Source organism: Arthrobacter sp. THG-b23 (assembly GCF_059091265.1).
Genome location: NZ_JBNHGM010000002.1, coordinates 603186 through 629271 on the forward strand (window position 1 = coordinate 603186; position 26086 = coordinate 629271).

A 26086-nucleotide genomic window follows, 5' to 3' on the forward strand; every position below is an offset into this window, starting at 1 on the left:
TATCGAAGGGAAGAATCGCCAGACAGGTGTGCCCTGTCCGCTGTCGCAGCGGGGCACCACCTGACGACAACTCTGGGAGGAGGCGGCCCGATGGGCATTCTGGACAGTATGGAGCGCGGCATCGAAAAGATGGTCCGCGGCGCCTTCTCCGTCGGCGGCAAAGGCCAGGTGCAGCCGGTGGAGATTGCAAGCCGGCTGCGCCGCGAACTGGACAACGGTTCCATCACGTTGGCCCAGGGCCGCACGCTGGCCCCCAACGTCTTCGACGTCAGGCTGGGCGATTCCGACTACGCCATGGCAGAACAATGGGGCGCCACGCTGGCCGAAGAACTGTGCGACGTGGTCATCCGCCACGTCAACAGCCAGAAGTACACCCTGCAGGGTCCGGTCCGCGTTTCCTTCACCAAGGACGGCGAACTCAAGGGCGGCGATTTTGAAGTCCACGCCACCGTGGTGAAATCCGAGGGCCACCATCAGCAGCCCGTGCAACGCAGCGCCCCCGCGGCGCCGTCGCGCCAGCCCACGCTGCTGACGCCCGTGCTGGAAATCAACGGGCAGCGCTACTCGCTCAACGCGCCGTCCATCGTCCTCGGACGCTCCTCCGAAGCCGACATCATGGTGGACGACACCGGGGTCTCGCGGCGCCATCTGGAGATCCGCACCGAAGGCGGCTCGGCTGTGGCCGTGGATCTGGGCTCAACCAACGGCAGCTATGTCAACGGCCAAAAGATCAACGGCCAGATTGACCTCACCGACGGCTCCGTCATCACCATGGGCCGCACCCGCATTACCTTCCGCCTGCTGCCGACACGGGGCGGCGGGGCCTAATGGGCGAGCTGGTCGTCACCGCGCTGCGGTTCGGTTTCCTGATCCTGCTCTGGATTATGATCATCAGCATCGTCGCCGCCCTGCGGCGGGACCTGCAGATCGGCAAGCGCAGCCGCACCGGCTCCCCCACCGCGCGCGAAGTCCGCAAGAATCCCGACCTGGCGGACGCTCCGGCTCCCAGGGTGGCTCCGCGCCGCCTGGTGGTCACGGAAGGGCCGCTGGCAGGGCACTCATTGGAACTGGCCGCGAGCCCCATCCTGTTGGGCCGGGCCCAGGAAGCCACGCTGGTGCTGGAGGACGACTACGCCTCCGGCCGGCACGCCCGGCTCTTTCCGCAGGGCAGCCGCTGGTTCATCGAGGACCTCGGCTCCACCAACGGCACCTACCTGGCAGAGAACCAGCTGACGCGGGCGCTGCCCGTTGACCCCGGCGTTCCCATCCGGATCGGCAAGACGGTCATTGAGTTGAGGCCCTGACGGTGGCTCTGGTTCTGCGCTATGCAGCGCGGTCTGACGTGGGTAAGGCGCGGTCCAAAAACGACGATTCCGCCTACGCCGGGCGCTATCTTGCCGTGGTGGCCGACGGCATGGGCGGCCATGCCGGCGGTGACGTGGCCTCGGCGTCCACGGTGCTGGACCTGGTCCACCTGGACCGCTCGGGCCATCAGGATCCGGCCAACGTGCTGGCCGACGAGATCCAGACCGCCAATTCCATCCTTTCGGAACTGGTGCAGACCAGTCCCAAGCTGGCGGGCATGGGCACGACCGTCACGGCCCTGCTGCTGCATGACGACAAGCTCGAATTCGCCCATATCGGCGATTCCCGTGCCTACCGGCTGAAAAACGGCACCTTCGAGCAGGTCAGCGTCGACCACACGTTCGTCCAGCGGCTCATCGACGAAGGCCGGCTCCTTCCCGCGGAAGCCGAGATCCACCCGCACCGCAACGTGCTGATGCGCGTGTTGGGCGACGTCGATGCCAGCCCCGAACTCGACCTGGCCAGCCATCAGGCCGAGCCGGGAGAGAAGTGGCTGCTCTGCTCCGATGGACTCAACGCGGTAGTGCCGGACAGTGTGGTGGAGTCCGTGGTGCGCAACGCACCCACGCTGCAGGACGCCGTCGATGAACTGGTGGATCTCACGCTTGACGGCGGTTCCCCGGACAACGTGACCATCGTGATGGTCGAGGTCGCCGAAGCGGCACCCGAGCCAGCCGATACCGCCTCCCTTGGCCTCGCCCCGGAACGGCCGAAGGCATCAGCCCTGAAGCACGACGGCGTCGCCTCCCCGGTGGTCCCGGCGCCGACACCCGCCGCCGGAGCCTCTCCCGAGGGGGCCGCAGCGGGGACGGGCGCCGCCGACGAAGAGCTGCAACCGCACGAGGCAATCCGTGCCGAGGCCATCCGCCGGGAACTGGAGACCCGTCCGCATGTGCTGGTGGGTGCCGCGGCACTGGCCACCGAAACCGGACAGATTCCAATCGTCACGGCCCACTCCAACAAGCGCCGGGCGGCCGCATTGCTGACCCACAAGGCTCCGGAGGAACCGGAAACGCCCGACGCCGAGGCCCCCGCACCGGTCCGCAAGCCCTGGCTGATTCCGGCATTCCTGACCGTCATGTCGTTGCTGCTGGTGGCGGTCATGTGGTTCGGCTACCTGTGGACGCAGACGCAGTATTTCGTTGCCTCGGCCGACGGACGGGTGGCCATCTTCAACGGCGTCTCCCAGAACTTCGGGCCGGTAGCGCTTTCACATGTGGACACGGTTTACAACATCCCGCTGGAAAGCCTGCCGGCCTACCAACAGCAACGGCTGGAGTCGAGCATTTCCGCACGGGACCTGGGGCACGCCGAGGAGATCGTGGAACAGTTGCGAATCAGCAGCCAGCGGAACTGCCCGGCACCCGGACCCAGCCCCAGTGCTGTACCGACCGACCGGCCCAGCGGTTCGCCGCCGGCGACTCCTGGACCGCTTGCCAGTCCCCAACCCACCGTGCCACCGGAATGTGTAGGTGGATAAGCCATGAGTAACATCCAGACCGTGCCCCGTTCCCGGCGCAACACCGAACTGCTCCTGCTCGTGCTGGCTTTGATTGTCGGCATCGGAGCCAACATGCTGGTGGGGTTGGACCAGGACCGGGCCTTCGACAGCGACTTCTTTACCCAGGGCGGCACCTTGGTGGTGCTGGTCCTCGTGGTGCACGTGGTCCTGCGCCTCCGGGCGAAATATGCCGACCCGGTAATACTTCCAATCGTGACCGCCCTGAATGGCGTGGGGCTGGCGATGATCCACCGCCTGGACATTGCCAACAACGACTCCGCCGCGGGACGCCAGCTCCTGTGGACCGGCGTGGCCATCGCCGTCGTGGTCGCCGTTATCTGGCTGCTGCCCGACCACCGCGTTTTGCGCCGTTTCACCTACATATCGCTGATCACGAGCGCCATCCTGCTCATCCTCCCGCTGCTGCCGTTCGTCGGGATGGAAATCAACGGCGCCCGGATTTGGGTGAACCTGGGGTTCGCCACCTTCCAGCCGGGCGAAATCGCGAAGATCACGCTCGCCATATTCTTCGCTGGGTATCTATCCACGAACCGCGACCTCATCCTGCTCGCGGGCAAGAAGATCGGCCCGCTGCAGCTGCCCCGCTGGCAGGACATGGGCCCCATGCTGGTGGCCTGGCTGGTCAGCATCGGCGTCCTGGTCTTCCAGCGGGATTTGGGCTCCTCGATCCTGTTCTTCGGCCTGTTCATGGCTATGATCTATGTGGCCACCAGCCGCGTCAGCTGGGTCCTGATCGGCCTGCTCATGATTGCGGTGGGCGGGGTTGTGGCTTTCCAGCTGTTCCCGCACGTCACCGCACGTATTGACGGCTGGATCAATGCGTTCGACCCCGAGGTCTACAACCGGATCGGCGGCAGCCACCAGATTGTCCAGGGGCTGTTCGGGCTGGCCAGCGGTGCGCTTACCGGCACGGGACTCGGGCAAGGCCGGCCCGACCTGGTGACCTACGCGAACAGCGACATGATCATTGCCGCACTCGGCGAGGAGTTAGGGCTCATCGGGCTCAGCGCCATCGTGATGCTCTACATCCTCTTGGTCAGCCGTGGCATCCGGGCGGCGCTGGGAAGCCGGGATGCCTTCGGCAAGCTCCTGGCGACGGGGCTCTCGTTCACCTTGGCGCTGCAGTGCTTCGTGGTGATCGGGGGCGTCACCCGCCTGATTCCGCTGACCGGCCTGACCACACCGTTCCTGGCAGCCGGCGGCTCTTCGCTGTTGGCCAACTGGCTGATCGTCGCCCTGCTGCTGCTGATTTCCGACGCGGCACGCCGCCCTGCCCTGACCGGACCGGCCGCCGGCCGACGTCCTCCGGGTGGGGTCCAGCCGACGCGCCGCAACCAGACCGAAGGACGGAACACCGGATCCACGGAGGTGATCCAGCCATGAACCAAGCCATCCGCAATACTTGGATCGTCGCCATCGCGATGTTCGCGCTGCTGTTTGGCTCGCTCACGGTCGTGCAGTTCTTCGAGGCCGAAAACCTTAATGCCAACCCCTGGAACAGCCGGACCATCTACAAGGACTTCGACAAGAACCGGGGCGCCATCCTGGTGGGCGGCGATCCGATCGCCGAGTCGGTTCCCTCGGACGACGAGTTCGCCTACCAGCGCGTCTACAACGAACCCGCGCTCTATGCGCCGATCACCGGCTTCTACTCGCTGGTGTACGGCTCCACGCAGATGGAGTCGGCGATGAACGATCAGCTCTCCGGTTCCGGCGACGAGTTCTTCTACGAACAGATTGTGCAGATGTTTTCCGGCGGCCAGGTCGAGGGCGCCTCCGTGGAGCTGACCTTGGACCCCGAGCTGCAGCAGCTGGCCTGGGACCTGATTCCCGACGGCGTAAAGGGCTCGATCGTGGTGATGGAGCCGGACACCGGCAACATCCTCGCGATGGTGTCCAAGCCCAGCTTCGATCCGAACGCGCTGGCGGGGCACAACACCGAAGAGGTCACGCAGAACATGGCCGAGTTGGAGAAGGTGCCGGGACTGTCTCCGTTCACCAACCCGGCGACCGAGAGCCTGCTGGCCCCGGGCTCCGTGTTCAAGCTGGTCGTAGCCGCTGCCGCCTTGGAGTCGGGCCAATACGACGCCGACAGCAAGCTCGACAACCCCCCGTCCCTGCCGCTTCCCGGCACTAACGTTGAGCTGCCCAACTACCTAAATGGCGGCTGTGCAGCCCGGACCACCGCCGACTTTTCCTTCGCCCTGGAGCAATCCTGCAATACGCCCTTCGCGCAGATCGCCATGGATTTGGGCGAAGACGCCATCGCAGAGCAGGCCGCCAAGTTCGGATACGGCGAGTCCTACCAGATCCCGACCCATGTCACCGCGAGCCAGTTCCCGACCGGCATGAGCGATGACCTGCTCGCCCAGTCGGCCATCGGCCAGTACGACGTCCGCGTGACCCCCCTGCAGGTGGCCATGACGACCAGCGCCATCGCCAACGACGGCGTGCTGATGAAGCCGAACCTCGTGCGCACGGTGCGCGCGCCGGACCTGCGCGTCATGGACAGCCCCGAGCCCCAAGAACTGCAGCGTTCGCTTTCCGCAGACAACGCACAGCTGATCCAGGACTGGATGGTCAATGTGGTCAGCCGGGGCATCGGCGGCGGGGCCGCCATTCCGGGCGTCGAGGTGGCCGGCAAGACCGGGACGGCAGAACTGCTGGCCGGCGAAGAAGGAAACAACTCGTGGTTCACCGGATTTGCGCCGGCGGATGACCCCCAGGCCGTCGTATCCGTCGTCTTCGAGGACGTCGATGTGACTACCGGTTCTTCACTCTCAAGTCCAAGTGCTCGGCAACTCCTAGAGGCGGTGTTAAATAAGTGAGACCTACCTCGGGTATCACCTTAGGCGGCAGGTACCAGCTCACTGAACGTATCGCTATCGGCGGCATGGGTGAGGTCTGGAAGGCGCAGGACCAGGTCCTGGGCCGCATTGTCGCCATCAAGGTCCTCAAAGAGGAGTACACGGGCGACCCGGGCTTCCTCAACCGCTTCCGAGCCGAGGCCCGGCACACCGCGCTGCTGAACCACACCGGTATTGCCAATGTCTTTGATTACGGCGAAGAGGCCGGATCCGCCTACCTGGTGATGGAGCTCGTGCCCGGCCATCCGCTCTCGGCCATCATCGAGCGCGAGCGTGTGCTATCACCGGACCGGACGCTGTCCATCATCACCCAGACGGCCAAGGCGCTTGCCGTCGCCCACGCACAGGGCCTGGTACACCGCGACGTCAAGCCCGGAAACCTGCTGATCACGCCCGAAGGCCGGGTCAAGATCACCGACTTCGGCATTGCGCGGCTGGCCGACCAGGTTCCGCTGACCGCAACCGGCCAGGTCATGGGCACCGCCCAGTATCTGGCGCCGGAGCAGGCGACGGGACAGACAGCCACCGGACAGAGCGACATCTATTCGCTCGGCGTCATCGGCTACGAGTGCCTCTCCGGTTCCCGGCCGTTCTCCGGTGAATCGCAGATCGCCATTGCCTTGGCCCAGGTCAACGACACTCCCCCGCCGCTGCCCGAGTCCCTGCCGCGGCCGGTCCGCGCACTGCTGATGTCCATGCTGGCCAAGGACCCAGCCGACCGGCCGGCCAACGCGGAAAAGCTCGCCGAGGCGGCGGACGCCATCCGTGCCGGCAACATCCGGGCCGCCGAAGCAGCTGTCCCGGGCATGCTGCTGTTCGGCGAGGACGACAGCACCGGTTTGATGACTGCTCCGGTCCCCGCCCCCGGAACCGCTCCGACCCGCGCCGTCAGCGCCGGGACATCCCAGCTGCCTGCCGTCGACGACGCGGAAGCTGCGAGCCTCGGCGCCGAACGGAACTGGACCGACCAGGATCTGGACAGCGACGAGCCCGACGAAACACCGCGCCGCCAGCAGAAGAAACGCAGTCCCTGGACCTGGCCGTTGGTCGGCTTGATCCTGTTGATTCTGTTCGCCGTGGCCGGCGCGATCCTGCTGCCCATGCTGACCCCCACCGGCGGCACGGAGTCGTCGCCGTCCGCCTCCAGCTCGACAACACGGTCGGCGCCGAAGACCACCTCCGCCGCGCCAACCGAAGAAGAGACCGAGGAACCGCGCGAAACACCAACGCAGGAGACCAACCAACTGTCGGCCAATGCGTTCCTGGGCCGACCCTTCAGCGACGTCCGGTCCGAGCTCGAAAACATGGGCTACCAGGTGGTTCCCAACCCGGTGGAGAGCGGCGAAGCCGAGAATACCGTCATCGACATCGCGCCGACCGGCGCCGTCGTGGTCGGCGAAGCAATCACCGTCACCTACTCCACCGGCCCCGGAACTGTCACCATTCCCAACGGGCTTGCCGGGCAGTCCGAGCAGCAGGTGCGCGAAGCCCTGATCGGCCTGAACCTGGTTCCGCAGAAGTCCGGCGAACAGCCGAGCGATGAAGAGGCCGGCACCGTGCTCAGCCTGTCTCCCGACGGCGGTGACGTTCCGGTCGGGTCCACCGTCAGCTACGTTGTCTCCAGCGGGCCGGAAGAAGAAGAAACTCCGGCGCCGACAGAAACGGGCTCACCTGATGCCAAGGGCCTGCCGACCTCCGCACCCGACACGCGCGGCGGTAAGCCGTGACCGGATCCTGGTCGGTCTGATGGAAGGACGACAACCAGTGGACTCGCCGCACATCCTGGCTGGCCGCTACGAGGTGGGTGAACTCATCGGACGCGGCGGGATGGCCGATGTGCTGCTGGGCCGTGACATCCGCCTGGGGCGCTCGGTGGCGGTCAAGCAGCTGCGCGCCGACCTGGCCCGCGACCCGATGCTACAGTCCCGGTTCCGGCGCGAAGCCCAAGCGGTGGCCGGGCTGAACCACCCGGCAATCGTTGCCGTCTACGACACCGGGGACATGGATCTACCCGGGGGTGCGGCGCACGACGTCAAGGTCCCGTTCATCGTGATGGAGTACGTCCGGGGCCGGACGCTGCGTGAATTCATCAAGGCCCGCGAGCTGAGCATCGAGGATTCGGTCCGCTATGCCCTCGGCGTCCTGGCCGCGCTCGAATACAGCCACCGCTCGGGCATCGTGCACCGCGACATAAAGCCGGCCAACGTCATGGTCACGCCGGACGGCAGCGTGAAGGTGATGGACTTCGGCATTGCACGGGCGCTGGCCGATTCGGCAGCGACGATGACGCAGACCCAGGCCGTCCTGGGGACCGCGCAGTACCTTTCCCCCGAGCAGGCCCGGGGCGAAGCCGTGGATGCGCGCAGCGACCTGTACTCGGCCGCCTGCCTGCTCTACGAAATGCTTGCCGGCCGTCCGCCCTTCATCGGTGACAGCCCGGTCTCCGTGGCCTACCAACATGTCCGCGAACTCCCCGAACCGGCCAGCCGCTTCAACCCGGACGTCACTCCTGCGCTGGATTCCGTGCTGGAACATGCGCTCCAAAAGGACAAAGCCGACCGGTTCCAGACGGCCGCGGCATTCTCGGACGCGCTGCGTGCGGCCCTGGCCGGGACGTCGCACCAGGCGGCCGGGACGGCAACCGAAGCGTTCCCCGCACTGGCTCCCGCCACGGAACTGATCACGCAGCAGGCCCAGGCCGTGTCTGGCGAGACTCCGGAACTATCCCACACCGCCTACTCACCCGACGACGACGCCGGACCGGACACCGCCTCCTATGACCGCGGGCATCTTCCCACAGCCTTGGCCGTGGGCACCGAAGAGGACGTCGAACCCGAACGCCGGGCCAAGCGCCGGGCCTGGATTGTCACGCTGATCATTGCCCTGCTGCTGGTGCTGGTGGGCGGGGGCTACTACGTCTACAACATGCTGGCGCAGAACGCCGTCCCGGATACGGTTGCCGTTCCAGCCGTGGCGGGGATGGACCAGAACGCCGCTACCAACGCCGTCTGGGCAGCGGACCTCCAGCCACGGGTTGAACAGGAGTTCAGCGACGACGTCGAGGCGGGCATGGCAACCCGAACCGATCCGGACGTCGGAGAACAGCTGGAACCGGGCAGCCAAGTCGTGGTCTACATCTCCCAGGGCAGCGAATTCGCCACCATTCCCAAGGACCTGGCCGGCCGCACCGAAGCCGAGGTACGGGACAAGCTCCGGAACCTGGGTCTGGAGCCGGGGGAAAACGTTCCGGCCAACAGCGCCACCCTGCCGCGCGGGAATGTGGTGACCACCAAGCCCGCTCCCGGTGAGAAGGTCAAGACCGGCTCCACGGTGGACCTGGTCATCTCGAACGGCATGGTGCGCGTTCCCGACCTGATGAACAAGACTCTCGAAGAAGCCGGCACGATGCTGGAAGACGCGGCCGTCGCCCTGCCCTACCGGGTGCAAGAGGTCGACAACGAGGTGGTCGCGCCCGGCACCGTCGTCGGCCAGAGCGTTAAAGCGGGAGCGGACGTCGAACAGGGTACCGAGATTGTCCTGACGGTCACCGTTGAACCGCCTGCACCTGAGCCCTCGGAGACCGCGACGTCGGACCCGGAGGACTCCAACAAAGGAAATGGTTCCGGCAGCGGGAACAACTCCGGCAACGGCAGCGGGAACGGCCGCGGCAATGGGAACGGCAACGGCAACGGCAACGGCAACGACTGAGCCAACCGGTAGAGGGGACCGGCCCTCCGGGGCGGTCCCGTCCCGGAGGGGTCAGTGGGTGATGAGTGGGCTGAGCGTAGCAGCGCGTTCGGCCGTGCCCTCAGCACCTAGCGACTCCAGCCAGTTGCCGAGCATCAGGTACCCGCCTTCGGTCAGCACCGATTCGGGATGGAACTGCACGCCCCATAGGGGCGCGCTCCGGTGCGCCAGCCCCATCACGACTCCGCTGTCGGTCTCCGCGGTAATCTCCAGCTCGGCAGGGATGGTGCTGCGCACGGCCGCCAACGAGTGGTAGCGGGTGGCCGTGAACGGGTTCGGCACACCCACGAAGGCGTTCTGGTCACCGTGTGTCACGTGGGAGGTCTTCCCGTGCATCAATTCCGGAGCGTGGGTGACGGTGGCACCATAGGCCTCGGCCAGCGCCTGGTGGCCCAGGCACACGCCGAACATGGGCTTCGCTTCCCGGCCGCACCAACGGATCAGCTCGATGCAGATGCCCGCCTCAGCCGGCGTTCCCGGGCCGGGGGAGACCAACACGCCATCGCGGGCTACGGCCAGTTCCACCGCCTCCTCGAGGGTGACGTCGTCGTTGCGGACCACAGTTGTTTCCGCGCCGAGTTCCTGGAGGTAACCGACCAGGGTGTAGACGAAGCTGTCATAGTTGTCGACGACGAGGATGCGCGGAGTCTTGCTCATGTGACGGTCGTGCCAATCGTGGAGTTGTTCCGGGACAGGAGGCTGCGGGAGCCGGCCGGCGCCCCGTCAGGGGACCAGGGGCCAAGCGGCAATTCAGCAGCACTCACTCCATGATCGGTCCCGCGCGGTGATCCCGGCAAATGCGCGGCGGCGAACGTCACATACATTGGCTAGACTAAACAGCTAGACGGCCGGCGGCGGCGGACTCGCATGGAGACTGCGGCCCCGGTCAGGCAGTGCCAACCACCCCTTGATGCCCCGGAGGATCTGTGCCCGAGTCGAAGCGCCGCAAGAGGACCGAACGGCGTCCCGAGGAATTGACCGCCAAGGGCAATAAGCCCAACGCCGTCTGGTTTAAACCGGTTATGTTCGGCCTCATGATCATTGGCCTGTTGTGGATCATCGTTTTCTACATCACGCAGGGGGCATGGCCGCTGCCGGCAGCAGGGTCGTGGAACATCATGATCGGTTTCGGTATCGCCATCGCCGGCTTCCTGATGACGACCAGGTGGCGCTCGTAGGCAGTCATGCTGGTTGATAACGGCATCTACGTCGACGGCGTCCGTGCCGCCACGCCAAAAACCCTGGAGCAGACGTTCAGCGAGCTGCACCGGTACGCGGGCATGGCCTGGATTGGCCTCTACCGGCCGAGCGAGCCGGAGCTGGCCGCTGTGGCAGCGGAGTTCGACCTGCACCACTTGGCCGTGGAGGACGCCTTGCGGGGCCACCAGCGCGCCAAGCTGGAACAATACGGCCGCACGCTCTTCACCGTACTCCGGCCCGCGCGCTACATCGACGAGACGGAGAAAGTGGAGTTCGGCGAACTTCACGTCTTCATGGGGCGGGACTTCCTGATCACCGTCCGGCACGCGGAGTCGCCGGATTTGGCGCACGTCCGGCAACGGATGGAGGCCGTGCCCGATTTGCTGGCAACCGGACCGCAGGCGGCGCTCTATGCGGTCCTGGACCAGGTCGTCGATGAGTACGAGCCGGTGGTGTTCGGCCTGGAGAACGACATCGACGAGATCGAAGACCAGCTCTTCGGCGGCGATCCAGACGTTTCACGACGGATCTACGAACTGTTGCGCGAGGTGATCGAGTTCCAGCGTGCCCTGCAGCCGCTGCAGGGCATGATCACCGTCCTCGAACGAGGCACCGACGATCCTGCTTTGGACCTTGAGGTGGCCCGCGGCCTGCGTGACGTCGAGGACCATGTGATCCGGCTGAACGAGCGCGTCGACGCCTTCCGGGCCGTCCTGCAGAACGCCCTGAGCCTCAGCTCCACCCTGCAGGCCCAGAAACTCACCGAAACCAGCGTTGCGCAGAACGAACAGGTCAAGCGCATCTCATCGTGGGCCGCCATACTCTTCGCCCCGACTTTGGTGGCGTCGGTCTACGGGATGAATTTCACCGTGATGCCGGAGCTCGACTGGCCGCTGGGCTACCCGATGTCGCTGGTCCTGATGTTCCTGACCGCCCTCGGGCTTTACTGGTTCTTCCGGCGCAACAGGTGGCTCTGAAGCCCGCGTGACCGGGGCAGATGGGGCAGGAGCCCGCTCCCTGGATACGGGAACGGGCTCCTGGCGGGACGGCGGCCGCGGGGAGGTCAGCCGGCGTCTGCCGCGGCCATCACGGCTGCGGTGACGGCCGGGGCGACCCGGGGGTCCAGCGGGCTGGGGATGATGTAGTCGGCCGCGAGGTCTTCCCCGACGATTCCCGCGATTGCCTCCGCCGCGGCGACTTTCATGGCGGAGGTGATGCGGCGGGCACCGGCGTCCAGTGCGCCACGGAAGATTCCCGGGAAAGCCAGGACGTTGTTGATCTGGTTGGGGAAATCGCTGCGTCCGGTGGCCACAACCCTCGCGAACTTCGCGGCCGTATCCGGGTGTACTTCCGGATCCGGGTTGGACAGCGCGAAAATGATGGCGTCGTCGGACATCTTCTCCAGGGTCTCTTCCGGGATCGTGCCGGAGGAAACGCCGATCAACACGTCTGCCCCGTCGAGTGCCTGCGCGCTGCCGCCGGTCACCCCGCGCGGGTTGGTGCGGGCAGCATAGGCGGCCTTGACCCCGGTCAAATCGCCGCGGTCGCTGTGGATGATGCCGCGCGAATCCAGCAGCGTCACGTCGGCAACCCCGGCGGCCAGCAGGATTTCGGCGACGGCGATACCCGCCGCGCCCGCCCCGGAAATAACCACCTTCAGCGACGCCAGCTCGCGGTCGACCACCTGGGCGGCATTGGTCAGCGCAGCAAGGGCTACGACGGCGGTGCCGTGCTGGTCATCGTGCATGACCGGCATGTCCAGGGCTTCGATGAGACGTGCCTCGAGCTCGAAGCAGCGCGGCGCCGAAATATCCTCAAGGTTGACGGCGCCGAAGCTCGATCGCAGCCGCACCAGGGTCTCGATGATTTCGTCGACGTCGGTGGTCTCGAGGACCAGCGGAATGGAGTCCAGGCCGGCAAACTGCTTGAAGAGGGCAGCCTTCCCCTCCATCACCGGGAGCGAGGCAGCCGCACCGATGTTGCCCAATCCCAGCACCGCGGTGCCATCGGAGACCACTGCCACCAAGCGCGAGGCCCACGTGTATTTGCCGGCCATTTCCGGATCCGCGTTGATGGCACGGCTGACCTGGGCAACCCCCGGTGTATAGGCGATGGAAAGGTCGCGCTTGGTCTCCAGCGGGGCGGTGAGGCCGATGTGCAGCTTGCCGCCCTCGTGGGCGCTGAAGATCTCCTCGCGGGTGAGGTCGATTCGTGCGGAGTTGCCAGTTTCGGTAGTCACGTAGTTTCCTTCTGTTGTTCCTTCCCTTCACGGGAGGGCGCATGAGTGGCCCGGCCTGGGACAGGCCCGACAGGAAGCAGGTCTTCCGAGAGGCCGCGGCCGGCCGTTCTCAAGGCATCGGGCGCGGCGCATTCGATCCGACTATCGCCTGGGTTCCGGGACGGCCGCGCGGGCCCCGTGGCTGGTCGAGCGAGGGGACCGGATTTTTAGGCTACCTGACGGCCGGGTCGCAGGGTCTGCATATGTCTTCGGTCGGCCGATTGTTTCGCATTTCCACTGTAGTACTCGCCTCCCTGCAGGGGCCGCAGCCTTAGTTGTCCACGTTTTCACAGTTGTAGACCGAAGTTATCCACAGGGGTGCATAACTTTGGGGATTACTCCGCCTTCCACCATTCCTCGACCGTCATCGCGTTATCCACACCTGTGGAATTACATGTGTGTAACTTATCCTCACTGTGCATAACTGCTGTGGATAACATCGTTTGACCCCACACGCGGAGTCCTGACTTTCCACAGTTCGCCCACAGGATGGGGACAGCAGGGGGTCCGGGTGCATCCGTACGCAGGGACAGCGGGGGTACACAGCACCCACTCAGGGAAGCAGGCGGGTCGCTGGGGGAATGCGGTGCCCCTACAACCCAACAACAGGAAGGGCGGGCAGGTACTGCGTCCACGAGGACACTGTTCCTGCCCGCCCTTGGCGGAAGCCGGCCTGGGTTACGTCAGCGCCCTCAGGGCGGTGACCGCGACCAGCACCAGCAGGATGGCGCCGAGCCCCGTGAACTGGACCAGGCTCCGCTTCTTCCCCCTCGGCGCATAGGCCAGCACCACAGCGGACAAGGCGCCGACCACCAGTCCACCCAAGTGCGCCTGCCAGGCAATGCCGGAGACAACGAAGCCGAGCACCGCGTTGATGCCGATCAGGACCAACAGCGATCTGACCTCGCCGCCGCGTTGGCGCTGCACGATGAACAGTGCGCCGAACAGACCGAAGATCGCCCCGGAGGCGCCAACCACGGGAATGTTGGGGACGGAAAGCAGGAGCACGCCGATCGAACCGCCGAAGCCGGAAAGCAGGTACAGCGCCAGGAACCTCAGCCGCCCCAGCAAGGGCTCCAGGTGCCGGCCCAAGATCCACAATGCGTAGAGGTTAAAGGCAATGTGCAAGAGGAAGGTCGGCGAGTGCAGGAAAGCCGAGGTGATCATCCGCCACGGTTCCGGCGCGTAGATCGGGTTCGGAAGGGTGTAGACCGGCGCGTACAGGAACCTTTCGGTAAAACCGGGAACAACCCACTGCAGCAGATACGCAGCGGCGCAGATGCCGATCAGGGTCAGCGTGACCATAGGCCGGCCGACCGCCGCGGCTCCGCCATAGACGGTACGGACAGTCGGCAGGCTGCGCGCCGCTTCGTTGACGCAGTCGACGCACTGGACGCCGACCGACGCCGTGCGCTGGCATTCCGGACACGCCGGGCGCCCGCAACGCTGGCAGCGCACATAGGAGACGCGGTCCGGATGCCGCGGACAGACGGGGACATCGGTTTGCGGCGGATCGGCCGGCATTCCGTAGGACATGGAGGCGCTCCTGCTGGGAAAAAGGTCCCCGCCCGGGTTCCGGGCGGGGACAGTAGGCAACTTAGAGCTGCTCGACAGTGATGTTCTTGATGACCACGTCCTCCAGCGGCTTGTCCCGCTGGTCTGTAGCCACCGCGTTGAGGGAGTCGACGACGGCACGCGACGCTTCGTCGGTGACGTCGCCGAAGATCGTGTGCTTGCCCTGCAGCCACGTGGTGGGAACGGTCGTGATGAAGAACTGAGATCCGTTGGTGCCGCGGCCACCCTGGATGCCGGCGTTGGCCATGGCCAGCTTGTAGGGCTCGTTGAAGTTCAGTTCAGGGTTGATCTCGTCGTCGAACTGGTAGCCCGGGCCGCCGATGCCCTGGCCCAGCGGGTCGCCGCCCTGGAGCATGAAGTCCTTGATGATGCGGTGGAAGATCACGCCGTCGTAGAGCGGGGCGTTGGTCTCTTCGCCGGTCTGCGGGTGCTTCCAGGTGATCTCGCCGGTGGCCAGCCCGACGAAATTCTTGACGGTTTTCGGGGCGTGGTTGCCGAACAGGTTCACCACGATGTCGCCGTGGTTGGTGTGGATAGTGGCTTTAGCTGTAGCGATAGCAGTCATGGCACCATTCTTCCACGGCGATTCCCGTCGGTTCCCGCCAGCGGCCGGTTCCGCGATGAGTGAAAATGCCGCGCGTTTCACCGTCGGCATAGCCGTCTGCAAGTGCAGGAAGTAGGCTGATGAACGACCGTCACCATTTCCGGGAGGTAGTAGTGAAGAAGACCAAACGAATAGCCCACGACGCAGAAGGCAATGTTTTTGTCCTCGTGGGAACAGCCAAGGACTGGGCCTCTCCCAAGATGGCAGCCGCGCGGAACTGGGCCATCCCGCGGATCGAAAAGGGCATTGAGACCGCTTCACCGCGCATCCAGGGGGGATTGCAGAAGGCCGCCAAGGACCTTTCCCACTCCGTCGTCACTGTGACGCCGAGAATCCAGGACGGATTGGACAGCCTCGCGCCGAAGATTTCCCACGTTGTGGATGAGGCGGCTCCGCGCATTCAGGAAACCCTGGACCGGGCCGCCCCCGCCATCACGCACGCCCGGGACAAAGTGGTCGGCGAGTACATTCCGTCCGTCTCCGCCCGGCTCGGCGCGACCGCGGACCAAGTCGCCAAGACGCTGGACAAGACTGCCCTGCCCGTATCGGTCCAGGCCGCCGTCATCAAGGCAGGCGGATCCAAGCGCGGCCTCAAGAAAGCCCAGAAGGCAGCAGCCGGGCACGCCAGGAAGGCGGCCAAGGAGTTGAAGAGGCAGCAGAAGTCCGGTGGCGGCAAGGGATGGCTGATCGTGGGCATCCTGGCCGCGGCGGCGACGGCAGGTGTGGCGGCATGGCGCGCTGCCCGGCCTGTCGAAGATCCGTGGAAGACGCCGGTCCAGCCGACGGCTTCGACTACGGCACCGGGTCAAACCTCCACCACCCCCGCTCCGTCGACCTCGACCTCGACGTCGACGTCGGCCTCAACCTCGACAGGTACCGCCTCGGCTGCCGACACCGCAACAGCCAAGCACGCTGCAGCCCCCGCCGCCTCGGACACCGCAGCGGGAACGCCTGCCGCCGATAAGGGTTCCGAAGCGGCAGCTGCCACGGCCAAAGCGACCGGCAGCGGTCCCACCCGCTCCGCGCGGGCGGCCGGCCAGAAGGCTGCTGAAGCTGCCGACGCTGCCGCCGAGAAGGACACCAAAAAGTAGTTTCCTTCCGAACACCCAGTAATGGGAGCTCCCCGGTGGGGAGCTCCCATTCGTCTTTCCTGGCCCATTCCCCTTCAGGACGCGGCTTCCCTGCCTCCCGGCGGGCGTGCTGATAGATTTCATGCCGTGAGAAGTGCTGCGCCCAGCGTGTCGATTGTCATCCCGGCCTTTAATGAAGAGTCGGTCATCCGCCAATGCGTCTACGCCGCGGTGTGCCAATCAGTGGCACCGTGGGAAATCATCGTCGTGGACAATAAATCGACGGACGGGACGGCCGACCTGGTCCGCGCGATGCAGGACGAATACCCGGAGGTTTCGCTGATCCTGCTCGAGCAGGATGCGGAGCAAGGCCTGATCCCCACCCGCAACTTCGGGCTGGACCACGCCACCGGGGAGATCCTGGGCAGGATCGACGCGGATTCCGTCCTGGAACCTGACTGGGTGGAGCGCGTGCAGGCGGCTTTCGCCGACCCGGAAGTGATGGCGTGCACCGGCCCGGTGCTGTACTACGACATGCCGATGCGGCGCTTCGGTCTCCAGGCCGACGACCGCCTGCGCCGCTTCGTCCTGAAACTGGCCAAGAAGCAGTACCACTTCCTCTTCGGGTCCAACATGGCCATCCGCCGCGGGGCCTGGGACATTATCCGCAACGAGGTCTGCCGCGATGAAGCAGACGAGATGCACGAGGACATCGATATCTCCGTGCATCTGGCCGACCACGCGCTCAGGATCCAGTACGTGCCGGAAATGATCAGCGGAATGTCGGCCCGGCGGCTGGAAGATTCGCCCAAGGACTACCGGTACTACGTCACGCGCTTCGACCGGACGTACAACGTCCACAAGATCGACCGCCGCATGGCGCGCGTGCCCATGCTGATTTTTATGAGCGTTTACTACCCTGCAAAGCTGCTGCGCCGGGTCCACCAGGCCCGGACGCAGGTCCGCGTGACGCGCGGCGGGCTGTAGCCGCTATTCCCTCCCGGGCCCGCTGGCTTCCGGCGCCGGGATGCGTTCTTGCACTCTCGCCCGGTTCTGGGAGAGGACGACGGCGGCCAGGCCCGCCAGAATCAGTGCGAGCCCCGCGTAGGTGCCCCACGGGAGGGTCTCGCCGAGGAACACGGCCGCCAGCCCCGCGGCCCCGGGGATTTCCAACAGGATGATCATCGAAACCACCAGCGGGCTCAAGACGGCCAGCAAATGGTTTAACACCGAGTGTCCCAGCAACTGGGCAACCACGGTCACGCCCAGGATCCCGGCCCACGCCCCCGGCGGGAACCCGGTGAGCGGCTGCCCGAAGGCCAGCGCCATGGCCAGCAGGATGAGTGCGCACAACCCGTAACAGATGGTGGTGTAGGGCCCGGTCGAGAGCCGGCGCCGCACCCGGCTGCCAGCCATCGTGTAGATCCCGGCCATGGCCCCGCCAACCAGGCCGAGCAGGTCGCCCAACAGCGCCTCGCTGGAGAGCCGCAGGTCAAACCCGGAGATCACCAGTACGCCGGCGAACGCGAGGCCAACACCCCACAAGATCAGCCGGGACGCCTTAACGCCGCGCAGCCGGTTGAACAGGACGATCCACGCCGACTGCAGGCAGACCAACGCGGTGGCCGCCGCCACCGAGGTCAACTGCAGGGCGGTGATGAAGCAGGCGAAGTGGAGTGCCAGCGCGACGGCCGCCACCGCGCTATAGCCGATGTCCGACGTCGTCAGGTTCCGGAACTCATGGCGGCGGCCAACGGCTGACGGTAATCCCATCACCACGGCGCCGATGATGTTCCGCCAGAACGCGATGGCCAGGGCGGGGGCGGCAGTGGCAGCCATGATGGGGCCGGACGCGGAGATGCCGAGCACAGCCAGCGTGGCCAGGAAGATGATCACCCCTTCAGCGTAGGGGCGAAGCCGGTCAAAACCCCATCCCGTGGCGGGGGCGGTGCGGGAGCGAACGCAGCGAGGCCCCGATCCGCAGATCGGGGCCTCGCGTTTCCGGTGGAGGCAAGGGGACTCGAACCCCTAACCCCCTGCTTGCAAAGCAGGTGCGCTACCAATTGCGCCATGCCCCCGGAGGGTCCGGCCGGTCAGCCCGGCCGATTCTTGAGTCACTCGACCTTATCGGTCGCGCGGCTCCATGCGGTTTTCTCCGCTTCGGATTCCTGCCACTTCTTGTACACGAAGACACCCGCGGCCGCGGCTGCCATCAGCAGCAACTTCTTCACGGTGTCCTCCCGACATCGGTGGGATCAGTCAATCCGTGGGCGTACCAGGACTTGAACCTGGGACCTCTTCGTTATCAGCGAAGCGCTCTAACCGCCTGAGCTATACGCCCCCTGCCCTTGCGGGCCGAGATACGACTTTACAGTACGCCGGGCCGGAACTTCAAATCGGCTCAGTCGTCCGTCAGCGTGACCCCGATGCCGCCGACCAACGTCGCCGAGATGTTGTAGAGCACCGCGGACAGCATCGCCAGCGCGGTCAGCAAGACCACGTTGACGACGGCGATGATGGTGGCGAAGGACGCGACCTGTCCCAGCGAAGCATAGGACCGCAGATCGAATCCGCCGCCCTCGGTGCCCGCTACTTCCGTCAGGAGCCCGTTAACCCGGTCAAAGATGCCGGTGATGTCCAGCGTAGTCCAGAGGACGATTGAGGCCACCACGGTGACGATGCCCAGGGCAACGGAGAGCAGGAAGGCCATCTTCAGCACCGACCACGGGTCGACCTTGCTGACCAGCAGGCGGGCACGGCGGACCTTGGCCTTCGGGGCCGGGCGCACGAGTCCCGGACGGGCGGGCTGGCCGGCCGGGCGCTGTGCGCCAGTGGCCGGACGCTGCCCGCCGTTCGCCGGGCGCTGGGCCGGGCGTGCCGGCGTGCCGCCGCTGCGAGTGGTAGCCCGGGGCGCGTTGGCCGGCTGCGGGCGCGTGCCCGGCCGTGGCGTTTTAGGTGTACTCACTCGTTACCTCCGTTTTCCGGCGCCGGCGTTTCGGCTGCGGACTGCGTCATGTCTGCGTTCAACGGTACTTCATCGGTTGCCTGCTGCGCAGATTCGGCGTCGGTTGTGCCGCCGGTTTCGGGACCTTGGGGCACCTCCGGCGTGTCGGTGTCTTCCTCGTCGGCGGCCAGGCCTCGTTCGGAGTTCCGGGCGACGGCGATGATGCGGTCCTTCTTATCCGGCTTGGCGAAGATGACGCCCATGGTGTCGCGGCCCCTGACGGGGACACCGGCGACGGAGGAGCGGACCACCTTGCCGCTTTCCATCACCACCAGCACCTCGTCTTCTTCCTGCACGATGAGTGCGCCGACCAGGTGCCCGCGTTCTTCCTGGTACTTGCCCACCTTGATGCCCAGGCCGCCGCGGCCCTGGACCCGGTATTCGTCGGCCTTGGTCCGCTTGGCGTAGCCGCCCGCGGTCACGATGAAGACGTAGGAGTCCTCGCGCAGCACGCCGGCCACCAGCAGTTCGTCGTCCTCGCGGAACTTCATGCCGGTCACACCGGAGGTGGCACGTCCCATTGGCCGCAGTGCCTCGTCCGTCGCGGTGAACCGCAGGGACTGGCCGCGCCGGGACACCAGCATCATGTCGTCGGTCTCGGCGACCAGCCGTGCCGAAACGAGCTCGTCGCCGTCGCGCAGGTTGATCGCGATGACGCCGGCGGAACGGTTCGTGTCGTAGTCCTCCAGCCGGGTCTTCTTGATCAGGCCGCGTTTGGTGGCCAGCACCAGGTAGGGGGCCTGCTGGTAGTCCTTCAGGTCCATGACCTGGGCAATGTGCTCGTCCGGCTGGAAGGCCAGCAGGTTCGCCACGTGCTGGCCCTTGGCATCGCGGCCGCCTTCGGCCAGTTCGTACGTCTTGGCCCGGTACACCCGGCCCAGGTTGGTGAAAAACAGCAGCCAATGGTGCGTCGTGGTGACGAAGAAGTGCTCGACCACGTCGTCGCCCCGGAGCTGGGCGCCGCGTACTCCCTTGCCGCCACGCTGCTGGGAGCGGTAGTTGTCGCTGCGGGTGCGCTTGACGTACCCGCCGCGGGTGATGGTGACGACCATTTCCTCTTCGGGGATGAGGTCTTCCATGCTCATGTCCCCGCCGTAGCCCATCATGATCTGGGTCCGGCGGTCGTCACCGTACTTGCCGGTGATCTCGGCCAGTTCCTCGCTGACGATGTTGCGCTGGGCTTCTTCGGAGGCGAGGATGCGGTTGAACTCCTGGATCATCCGCTCGAGTTCGGCGTGGCGGTCCTGGATCTTTTGTCGTTCCAACGCGGCCAGCCGGCGCAACTGCATGTTCAGGATGGCCGAGGCTTGCTCGGTGTCGATGTCCAGCAACTGCATCAGGCCGTCGCGGGCTTCTTCCGTGGTGGACGAGGCGCGGATCAGGGCGATGACGTCGTCGAGTGCATCCAGGGCCTTGAGCAGGCCGCGCAGGATATGCGCTTCCTCCTCGGCCTTGCGCAGCCTGAAGCGGGTGCGCCGGACGATGACTTCCAACTGGTGGGTGACCCAGTGGCGGATAAACGCGTCGAGGGTCAGGGTACGGGGCACCCCGTCGACGATCGCGAGCATGTTGGCCGCGAAGTTTTCCTGCAGCGAGGTGTGCTTGTAGAGGTTGTTCAGCACCACCTTGGCCACGGCGTCGCGCTTGAGCACAATCACCAGGCGCTGGCCGGTGCGGCCAGAGGTCTCATCGCGCAGGTCTGCAATGCCGGCGACCCTGCCTTCCTTGGCCAACTCGGCGATCTTCATGGCCAGGTTGTCCGGGTTCGCCTGGTACGGAAGTTCCGTGACCACCAGGCAGGTGCGGCCCTGGATTTCCTCCACGTTGACCACGGCGCGCATGGTGATCGAGCCCCGGCCGGTGCGGTAGGCGTCCTCTATGCCCTTATGGCCCAGGATCTGCGCGCCGGTGGGGAAGTCGGGACCCTTGATCCGCAGGATCAGCGCTTCGAGGAGTTCTTCACGGCTGGCAGTGGGATTGTTCAGGTACCACTGGACGCCGTCGGCGACTTCACGCAGGTTGTGCGGCGGGATGTTGGTGGCCATGCCGACGGCGATGCCCGAGGAGCCGTTGACCAGCAGGTTCGGGAAGCGGGCGGGCAGGACGGTCGGTTCCTGGTTCTTGCCGTCGTAGTTGTCCTGGAAATCGACGGTGTCCTCGTCGATGTCGCGGACCATTTCCAGCGCCAGCGGCGCCATTTTGGTTTCCGTGTACCGGGGGGCGGCTGCACCATCGTTGCCGGGCGAGCCGAAGTTGCCCTGCCCCAGCGCCAGCGGGTAGCGCATGGTCCAGTCCTGGATCAGGCGGACCAGGGCATCGTAGATGGCCATGTCGCCGTGCGGGTGGTACTGGCCCATGACCTCGCCCACCACGCGGGCGCACTTGTTGAAGGAACGCTCGGGGCGGTAGCCGCCGTCGAACATCGCGTACAGCACCCGCCGGTGCACCGGCTTGAGGCCGTCGCGGACGTCCGGCAGGGCGCGCCCGACGATGACCGCCATGGCATAGTCCAGGTAGGACCGCTGCATTTCGGTCTGGAGGTCGACCTGCTCCACCCGGTCGGTCAGGATTTCGCCCTCGATCGGCTCATCGCCGGTGCCTGCGGGCAGGTCGGGCGTCTCTTCGTCGCTCATCGTTTAAGTTTCCTTTGCGTCAAAACTTGGTGCGGCCCGGTCAGCGGCCGGTGGCCGGCTGCGGCGGGGGCTAAATGTCGAGGAAGCGGACATCCTTGGCGTTCTGCTGGATGAAGGTGCGCCGGGATTCGACGTCTTCGCCCATCAGGATCGAGAAGGTCTGGTCCGCGGCGGCGGCATCCTCCATCGTCACCTGCAGCAGTGTCCGGTGGTCGGGGTCCATGGTGGTGTCCCACAGCTCCGTGTAGTCCATCTCACCGAGGCCCTTGTACCGCTGAATGCCGTTTTCCTTGGGCAGCCGCTGGTTGTTCGCCAGGCCGCGGCGGACCGTCTCGTCCCGCTCACGGTCGCTGAAGACATAGTCGTGGGGGTGGTTGGACCATTTGATCCGGTAGAGCGGCGGCTGCGCCAGGTAGACGTAACCGTTCTCGATCAGCGGGCGCATGTAGCGGAACAGCAGGGTCAGGAGCAGCGTGGTGATGTGCTGGCCGTCCACATCGGCGTCGGCCATCAGCACGATCTTGTGGTACCGGGCCTTCTCCACGTCGAAGTCCTCGCCGATGCCGGCGCCGAACGCGGTGATCATGGCCTGGACCTCGGCGTTGCCCAGCGCGCGGTCCAGCCGGGCCCGCTCCACGTTCAGGATCTTGCCCCGCAGCGGCAGGATGGCCTGGGTCTCCGGGTTCCGGCCGCGGACGGCCGAACCGCCTGCGGAGTCGCCCTCCACGATGTAGATTTCCGACTTGGATGGATCGCGGGACGAGCAGTCCTTGAGCTTGCCGGGCATGCCGCCGGATTCGAGCAGCCCCTTGCGCCGGGTGGATTCGCGCGCTTTCCGGGCGGCCAGCCGGGCCTGCGAGGCCTGGATCGACTTGCGGATCACGTCGCGGGCCGGTCCGGGATTGCGCTCCAGCCAGTCGCCGAGTTCGTCCGTGACCACACGCTGCACAAAGCCCTTGGCCTCGGAGTTGCCCAGCTTGGTCTTGGTCTGGCCCTCGAACTGGGGCTCGCCCAGCTTCATGGAGATGACGGCGGTGAGGCCCTCGCGGATGTCGTCGCCGGTGAGGTTTTCTTCCTTCTCCTTGATCAGGTTCTTCTCGCGCGCGTAGCGGTTGATCAACGAGGTCATCGCGGCGCGGAAGCCTTCTTCGTGCGTGCCGCCTTCGTGCGTGTTGATGGTGTTCGCGTAGGTGTGGACGCTCTCCGAGTAGGATGTGGTCCACTGCATCGCAACTTCCACCGAGAGTTTGCGGTCCGTGTCCTCGGTCTCGAACGCGATCACCTCGGGGTGGATGACTTCCACCTTCTTGGAGGAATTCAAGTGGGTGACGTAGTCCAGCAGGCCGTGGTCGTACTTGTAGACGACCTGGCGGTGTTCCGCGGTGGTCTCGACCTCGGTGCCGGGCGTCGTGTCCAGATCCACGTCCTCGGCGTCCGGTGCGTGGATTTCCGGGTGGCGCTCATCGGTCAGGACGATCTTGAGGCCCTTGTTGAGGAAGGCCATTTGCTGGAACCGGGCGCGCAGTGTTTCGAAGTCGAATTCGGTGGATTCGAAGATCTCCGGGTCCGCCCAGAAGGTCTGCGAGGTCCCGGTCTCGGTGGTCTCCTCGCCGCGGCGCAGGTCGCCCACGGGCAGGCCGCCGTTGGCGAACGACTGGTGCCAGACGTAACCCTGCCGGCGGATCTCGGTCTCCACGCGGGCCGACAACGCGTTGACCACCGAAATGCCCACGCCGTGCAGGCCCCCGGAGACTGCGTAACCGCCGCCGCCGAACTTGCCGCCTGCGTGCAGGATGGTCATGACGACCTGTACGGTCGGCTTTCCCTCGGTCGGGTGCATGTCCACGGGGATGCCGCGGCCATTGTCCACTACCCGGACGCCGCCATCGGCCAGCAGCGTCACGTTGATCGTGTCGCAGTAGCCGGCCAGCGCTTCGTCGACGGAGTTGTCCACGACCTCATAAACGAGGTGGTGCAACCCGCGCGGACCGGTGGAACCGATGTACATGCCCGGGCGCTTGCGGACGGCTTCCAGGCCTTCGAGGACGGTGATGTCGCTGGCGTCGTAGTGCTTGCCGTCGTTGCCCTCTGTCATTTGGGGTTCTGCGCCGGTGTTTTCCAGCTCATTGTCCTCTGCCACAGTTGCCGTTGACTCCTTGTGTTCCGTCCGGGGGACTCGTGTGTCGGCGCCCTTCCGGTAAGAGGACGGGCGCCGCCTAGTCAATTCTACCGTGTCGGGACGGTGAATCCTGCACGAACATGGCTCTATGCGGCACGGAAACCGGGTTTTGACGACGCCGCCGGGTGCCCGATGGGACGGTGTATGTCCGCGGACGTCTCCAGCGCCCTACACGCCGTCTAAGCAAGCGCGTGCCGGCTGCTTCCCGCGGGCATCCTGTGAGGGGCGAAATCAGCCGTAGGTGTCCCGCGGTCCGCGGCCGCCGACGGACCTCTTGCCCTTGCGCCAATTGGGCGCTGCCGGCGCCAGGACCTGGATTTTGGTGACGACGCCGGGGCCCAGCTTTTCGTCGAAACGCTTCAGCAGGGCGCTGCTGAGCAATCGCAGCTGTGTAGCCCAGGCCGTTGAGTCGCAGCGGACCTGCACCGTGGTTTCCTCGAAGCTTTCCGGCCTGCAGTGGGCGGCGATGTCCGCGCCGACCAATTCATCCCACCGCGAAATGACCGACCCGACTGCCACCGGGGAGTTCCAACCGCGTTCTGCCACGAACCGGTCGAACACGCGCCCCACCCCCTGGGGGTCGCGGCCGAAATCCTGCGACCCCCCGGCAGGCCGTGCCCCCTTGGACGCGCGACGGCGGCTGTTGGTCCGGGTGCGCACGTCGCCGCGGGCCGCTGCCGCGAGGCGCACCCGGTTCAGGACGGCTTTCGCGGCGTCCAGGTCTTCAACGGCACCTTCGTCCGGTGACGACTCAGCTCCGGCCCGGCCCGCGGGCAGGGGAGGCACCGCGGGATCGGGCAGGTCCGGCCGACGGCCCGCCGGCTCCTGCGGCTGGGCCCGGTCAGGCGGTTTCCTGGCCATTGGCCACGCCTCCCGGCACTACCATGAACTGTTCTCCCGCCAAGGCCTCGGGGATGTCTTCGGCCACCGCAGCCGTGACGATCACCTGTTCGGCGCCGGCCACGATGCCCGCGAGCTTAGTCCGCCGCTGGTTGTCCAGTTCGGCGAAGACATCGTCCAGGATCAGGACAGGAGTCGCGCCCGGAGTCGCGTCGTCGTCGCAGAAAACGTAGTACGAAGCCAGCCGGAGGGCCAACGCCAGCGACCAGGTTTCGCCGTGCGAGGCGTAGCCCTTGGCCGGCGCCTGTCCCAGCAACAGTTCCAACTCATCCCGGTGTGGTCCCACCAGCGAGATGCCCCGCTCCGTTTCCCGTTTGCGCTGCTGTTTGAAGGCGGCAAGGTAGAGATCCGCCAGTTCGGTCGCACCCAGGCTTGCCAACGGCGGAAGGCCCTCCCCGCCGTCTTTCTCCACCTCTCCGTCATCGGATAGCTGGCTGTGGATGGTGGATCGGTAGACGGCGGCCGCATGCTTGGACCCATCGGTGAGGGCGGCGTACGCGGCGTCCAGATGTGGCTGCAGCAGGTCCACCAGTTCCAGCCGTGCTTTCAGCAGGGCGGCCCCGGCCTGTGCCATGTGCTGGTCCCAGACCTCCAAGGTAGCTTCGTGGGCGGAGGTGAACCGTCCGCTGGCGCGGGCCGATTTGAGCAGGGCATTGCGCTGTTTGAGGACGCGTTCAAAATCGCTGCGGGTGGCCGCGTGGTGCGGGACCAGGCTGGCCAGCAGCTCGTCCAGGAAGCGGCGCCGGCTGGACGGGTCGCCTTTGACCAGCGCGAGGTCTTCGGGGGCGAAAAGCACCGTGCGCAGGTGTCCGAGGATCTCCCGGGCGCGCACGGGATTGGCGCGGTTGATCCGCGCCCTGTTGGCCTTGCCCGCGGTGATTTCCAACTCCAGCGAGGTGCTGCGCCCGCCGCGGTCCACCCGCGCCCGCACCAGCGAACGCTGCCTGTCGAACCGGATGAGCGGTGCGTCATTGCTGACCCGGTGTGATGAGAGCGACGCAAGATAGCCGAGGGCCTCGACGATGTTGGTCTTGCCGACTCCGTTGGCTCCGACAAACACCGTAATGCCGGGCTTCAAGGCGATGTCCAGCTGGGGGTAGGTGCGGAAATCGGTGAGGGACAGGTATTCAACAAACAATGCG

Annotated in this window: 22 protein-coding genes and 2 tRNA genes; 11 read left to right on the forward strand and 13 right to left on the reverse strand. The window is 66.0% G+C overall.

What is annotated here, in order from left to right; all coding sequences use genetic code 11:
* The first annotated feature begins 90 nt into the window (after positions 1–90).
* Genes AC5RVD_RS06515 through pknB form a run of 7 tightly spaced genes read left to right on the forward strand, consistent with a single transcriptional unit; the run spans position 91 to position 9462 of the window.
* Complete coding sequence (locus AC5RVD_RS06515) at positions 91–828, forward strand: FHA domain-containing protein (RefSeq protein WP_494126414.1); 738 nt, start codon at positions 91–93, stop codon at positions 826–828.
* On the forward strand, positions 828–1304 hold the full coding sequence (locus tag AC5RVD_RS06520; protein ID WP_494110942.1) for an FHA domain-containing protein FhaB/FipA: 477 nt from the start codon (positions 828–830) through the stop codon (positions 1302–1304). The genes AC5RVD_RS06515 and AC5RVD_RS06520 overlap by 1 nt, the downstream gene beginning before the upstream one ends.
* A gap of 2 nt (positions 1305–1306) precedes the next feature.
* The gene (locus tag AC5RVD_RS06525) at positions 1307–2845 is read left to right on the forward strand and encodes a PP2C family protein-serine/threonine phosphatase (RefSeq protein ID WP_494126415.1); all 1539 of its coding nucleotides are present in this window, start codon (positions 1307–1309) and stop codon (positions 2843–2845) included.
* A 3-nt stretch (positions 2846–2848) separates the two neighbouring features.
* On the forward strand, positions 2849–4270 hold the full coding sequence (locus AC5RVD_RS06530) for an FtsW/RodA/SpoVE family cell cycle protein (protein WP_494110940.1): 1422 nt from the start codon (positions 2849–2851) through the stop codon (positions 4268–4270).
* Positions 4267–5715, forward strand: coding sequence for a peptidoglycan D,D-transpeptidase FtsI family protein (locus AC5RVD_RS06535; protein WP_493988408.1), 1449 nt, complete (start codon positions 4267–4269; stop codon positions 5713–5715). The genes AC5RVD_RS06530 and AC5RVD_RS06535 overlap by 4 nt, the downstream gene beginning before the upstream one ends.
* Entirely contained in the window at positions 5712–7481 is a 1770-nt protein-coding gene (locus tag AC5RVD_RS06540) for a protein kinase domain-containing protein (protein WP_494126416.1), read from the forward strand. Before AC5RVD_RS06535 ends, AC5RVD_RS06540 begins: the two co-directional genes overlap by 4 nt.
* A gap of 37 nt (positions 7482–7518) precedes the next feature.
* On the forward strand, positions 7519–9462 hold the full coding sequence (pknB, locus tag AC5RVD_RS06545) for a Stk1 family PASTA domain-containing Ser/Thr kinase (RefSeq protein ID WP_494126417.1): 1944 nt from the start codon (positions 7519–7521) through the stop codon (positions 9460–9462).
* A 51-nt stretch (positions 9463–9513) separates the two neighbouring features.
* On the opposite strand, the gene AC5RVD_RS06550 is transcribed toward pknB, so the two are convergent.
* Positions 9514–10158, reverse strand: coding sequence for an anthranilate synthase component II (locus tag AC5RVD_RS06550; protein ID WP_494110937.1), 645 nt, complete (start codon positions 10156–10158; stop codon positions 9514–9516).
* 269 nt (positions 10159–10427) lie between these two features.
* On the opposite strand from AC5RVD_RS06550, the gene AC5RVD_RS06555 reads away from it, so the two are divergent.
* Positions 10428–10679, forward strand: coding sequence for a cell division protein CrgA (locus AC5RVD_RS06555; protein WP_493988404.1), 252 nt, complete (start codon positions 10428–10430; stop codon positions 10677–10679).
* Positions 10680–10685: 6 nt separating this feature from the next.
* Positions 10686–11678, forward strand: coding sequence for a magnesium and cobalt transport protein CorA (locus AC5RVD_RS06560; RefSeq protein ID WP_493988403.1), 993 nt, complete (start codon positions 10686–10688; stop codon positions 11676–11678).
* An 86-nt stretch (positions 11679–11764) separates the two neighbouring features.
* Here AC5RVD_RS06560 and AC5RVD_RS06565 read toward each other — a convergent pair whose 3' ends face one another.
* The 3 genes from AC5RVD_RS06565 to AC5RVD_RS06575 form a co-directional block, all read right to left on the reverse strand.
* Positions 11765–12940 (reverse strand): NAD(P)-dependent malic enzyme, encoded by a 1176-nt coding sequence (locus AC5RVD_RS06565; RefSeq protein ID WP_494110936.1) that lies wholly within the window; start codon positions 12938–12940, stop codon positions 11765–11767.
* 717 nt (positions 12941–13657) lie between these two features.
* On the reverse strand, positions 13658–14515 hold the full coding sequence (locus AC5RVD_RS06570; protein ID WP_494110935.1) for a rhomboid family intramembrane serine protease: 858 nt from the start codon (positions 14513–14515) through the stop codon (positions 13658–13660).
* Positions 14516–14576: 61 nt separating this feature from the next.
* Positions 14577–15119: a peptidylprolyl isomerase gene (locus AC5RVD_RS06575; RefSeq protein ID WP_493988400.1), complete on the reverse strand. Its 543-nt coding sequence runs from the start codon at positions 15117–15119 to the stop codon at positions 14577–14579.
* 119 nt (positions 15120–15238) lie between these two features.
* Between AC5RVD_RS06575 and AC5RVD_RS06580 the strand changes: the two genes are divergently transcribed.
* Complete coding sequence (locus tag AC5RVD_RS06580) at positions 15239–16249, forward strand: hypothetical protein (RefSeq protein ID WP_494126418.1); 1011 nt, start codon at positions 15239–15241, stop codon at positions 16247–16249.
* A 126-nt stretch (positions 16250–16375) separates the two neighbouring features.
* Positions 16376–17215: a glycosyltransferase family 2 protein gene (locus AC5RVD_RS06585; protein WP_494110933.1), complete on the forward strand. Its 840-nt coding sequence runs from the start codon at positions 16376–16378 to the stop codon at positions 17213–17215.
* Between the two features lie 3 nt (positions 17216–17218).
* On the opposite strand, the gene AC5RVD_RS06590 is transcribed toward AC5RVD_RS06585, so the two are convergent.
* The 9 genes from AC5RVD_RS06590 to recF form a co-directional block, all read right to left on the reverse strand.
* Positions 17219–18124 carry a DMT family transporter gene (locus tag AC5RVD_RS06590; protein WP_494126419.1) on the reverse strand — a complete coding sequence of 302 codons (906 nt, stop codon included), beginning with the start codon at positions 18122–18124 and terminating at the stop codon, positions 17219–17221.
* Between the two features lie 109 nt (positions 18125–18233).
* Positions 18234–18306: transfer RNA gene (locus AC5RVD_RS06595), tRNA-Ala, on the reverse strand.
* A 36-nt stretch (positions 18307–18342) separates the two neighbouring features.
* Positions 18343–18459 carry a DLW-39 family protein gene (locus AC5RVD_RS06600; protein ID WP_494107038.1) on the reverse strand — a complete coding sequence of 39 codons (117 nt, stop codon included), beginning with the start codon at positions 18457–18459 and terminating at the stop codon, positions 18343–18345.
* Between the two features lie 36 nt (positions 18460–18495).
* Positions 18496–18569 (reverse strand) — tRNA-Ile (locus tag AC5RVD_RS06605).
* A 60-nt stretch (positions 18570–18629) separates the two neighbouring features.
* Complete coding sequence (locus AC5RVD_RS06610; RefSeq protein WP_494126420.1) at positions 18630–19193, reverse strand: DUF3566 domain-containing protein; 564 nt, start codon at positions 19191–19193, stop codon at positions 18630–18632.
* Positions 19190–21865, reverse strand: coding sequence for a DNA gyrase subunit A (gene gyrA / locus AC5RVD_RS06615; RefSeq protein WP_494126421.1), 2676 nt, complete (start codon positions 21863–21865; stop codon positions 19190–19192). The genes AC5RVD_RS06610 and gyrA overlap by 4 nt, the downstream gene beginning before the upstream one ends.
* A 70-nt stretch (positions 21866–21935) precedes the next feature.
* Positions 21936–23960, reverse strand: coding sequence for a DNA topoisomerase (ATP-hydrolyzing) subunit B (gyrB, locus tag AC5RVD_RS06620; protein ID WP_494126469.1), 2025 nt, complete (start codon positions 23958–23960; stop codon positions 21936–21938).
* Between the two features lie 315 nt (positions 23961–24275).
* Entirely contained in the window at positions 24276–24905 is a 630-nt protein-coding gene (locus AC5RVD_RS06625) for a DciA family protein (RefSeq protein ID WP_494110930.1), read from the reverse strand.
* The gene (gene recF / locus AC5RVD_RS06630) at positions 24886–26082 is read right to left on the reverse strand and encodes a DNA replication/repair protein RecF (protein WP_494126422.1); all 1197 of its coding nucleotides are present in this window, start codon (positions 26080–26082) and stop codon (positions 24886–24888) included. The genes AC5RVD_RS06625 and recF overlap by 20 nt, the downstream gene beginning before the upstream one ends.
* Positions 26083–26086 lie beyond the last annotated feature (4 nt).

What these genes read in the sequence shown, in the direction of transcription:
- AC5RVD_RS06570 (WP_494110935.1), bottom strand. Translation starts at nt 14,515, where the DNA reads ATGTCCTACGGAATGCCGGCCGATCCGCCGCAAACCGATGTCCCCGTC.
- AC5RVD_RS06580 (WP_494126418.1), top strand. Translation starts at nt 15,239, where the DNA reads ATGAACGACCGTCACCATTTCCGGGAGGTAGTAGTGAAGAAGACCAAA.
- AC5RVD_RS06550 (WP_494110937.1), bottom strand. Translation starts at nt 10,158, where the DNA reads ATGAGCAAGACTCCGCGCATCCTCGTCGTCGACAACTATGACAGCTTC.
- AC5RVD_RS06560 (WP_493988403.1), top strand. Translation starts at nt 10,686, where the DNA reads ATGCTGGTTGATAACGGCATCTACGTCGACGGCGTCCGTGCCGCCACG.
- AC5RVD_RS06535 (WP_493988408.1), top strand. Translation starts at nt 4,267, where the DNA reads ATGAACCAAGCCATCCGCAATACTTGGATCGTCGCCATCGCGATGTTC.
- AC5RVD_RS06520 (WP_494110942.1), top strand. Translation starts at nt 828, where the DNA reads ATGGGCGAGCTGGTCGTCACCGCGCTGCGGTTCGGTTTCCTGATCCTG.
- AC5RVD_RS06575 (WP_493988400.1), bottom strand. Translation starts at nt 15,119, where the DNA reads ATGACTGCTATCGCTACAGCTAAAGCCACTATCCACACCAACCACGGC.
- AC5RVD_RS06625 (WP_494110930.1), bottom strand. Translation starts at nt 24,905, where the DNA reads ATGGCCAGGAAACCGCCTGACCGGGCCCAGCCGCAGGAGCCGGCGGGC.
- gyrB (WP_494126469.1), bottom strand. Translation starts at nt 23,960, where the DNA reads ATGACAGAGGGCAACGACGGCAAGCACTACGACGCCAGCGACATCACC.
- AC5RVD_RS06530 (WP_494110940.1), top strand. Translation starts at nt 2,849, where the DNA reads ATGAGTAACATCCAGACCGTGCCCCGTTCCCGGCGCAACACCGAACTG.
- gyrA (WP_494126421.1), bottom strand. Translation starts at nt 21,865, where the DNA reads ATGAGCGACGAAGAGACGCCCGACCTGCCCGCAGGCACCGGCGATGAG.
- AC5RVD_RS06515 (WP_494126414.1), top strand. Translation starts at nt 91, where the DNA reads ATGGGCATTCTGGACAGTATGGAGCGCGGCATCGAAAAGATGGTCCGC.